Here is a 1,251-nt window from a genome sequence, read left to right on the forward strand (position 1 = left end):
CTCGACCAGTTCTGTGCAACCACCGGGGTGTCACGTGTGACCGCGAGGCGTTATCTCACCAACCCGCATTTAGGGGTCAAAAACGTTAGCAAAATCGACCGGCGCAGTCACCGCCCAACGAAGTATTCAACTGCCTCCAAACGGGTGTTGGTGCGGCTGTGGCATGCCATGATGTACCCGTGTGGGAAATATATGCATGCAATGCTCCCAGAATGGATCCCCCAGCTTGAAGCTCATCACGAGCTGGTTTACGGCCAGCATGACTACACACCTGAGGTACGTGAACAACTGCTGCAAATGTCCGCAGCAACTATCGACCGATACCTGAAACAACACCGTCAGGGTATGCAATTGAAAGGCCTATCAGCCACACGTTCTGGCGCGATGCTTCGCACATCAATCACCATCAGGAAAGCCGGTGACGAAGTTGAACACAAACCAGGGTTTTTAGAGTGTGACACAGTCGCACATTGCGGGCCGACACTCAAAGGCGAGTTCGCGCGAACCCTCACCGCCACCTGTGTACACACGGGGTGGACACACCTGGAAGTGATGCGCAATAACGCGCGTGTGCACATGCTAGCAGCACTTGAACGGCTTGAAGCTTCATTACCGTTTAATATTTCCGGGTTGGATTGTGACAACGGTAGTGAGTTCATCAACGATCAAGTTATCCAGTGGGCCAATGAACGGACGATCTTTTTCACCAGGTCCAGACCCTACAAGAAAAACGATCAAGCCGTTGTTGAATCGAAAAACAATCACATCGTCCGTAAATACGGCTTCTACTACCGATATGACACGCCTGGTGAGCGAGACATCCTTGCCTTGTTATGGCAAGCGGTGATGGCGAAGATGAACTTTTTCACCCCCACCAGAAAACCGGTCGGATGGAAAGAAGACGCCAAAGGGCGTAAACATCGCCAATATGACGCTCCGAAAACCCCGTATCAGCGTCTGTTGGAATCTGGGACGCTTTCAACAGTTCAACAACACGCGTTACGGGCACAGTACTCAAACCTCAACCCGATGGAGCTGACTTGTGACATCGTCACATATCAAGACATGCTCATCCGCAAAGCCAAATCAAAAACCGAAACCCTCACAGCCGAAGTTGAAAACACAAAACAGAACCGGAAAAAACGACAAACCGGTGGCGTGAAGATCCACACCGCTTGAACGAGAGCTACGCGATCAATCTATATGAGGCACAACCCGAGTTACGCGATCAAATTGACATGAGGCACTACG

The 1,251-nt window shown here is 51.1% G+C and carries 1 protein-coding gene; it reads left to right on the plus strand.

From position 1 onward, the window contains the following. A partial coding sequence (locus ACFFFR_RS03865; protein ID WP_377458218.1) for an integrase catalytic domain-containing protein occupies positions 1 to 1,179 on the plus strand: 1,179 nt, incomplete at its 5' end. Positions 1,180 to 1,251: the final 72 nt, after the last annotated feature.

Source organism: Micrococcoides hystricis, assembly GCF_042434215.1.
Classification (GTDB): domain Bacteria; phylum Actinomycetota; class Actinomycetes; order Actinomycetales; family Micrococcaceae; genus Micrococcoides; species Micrococcoides hystricis.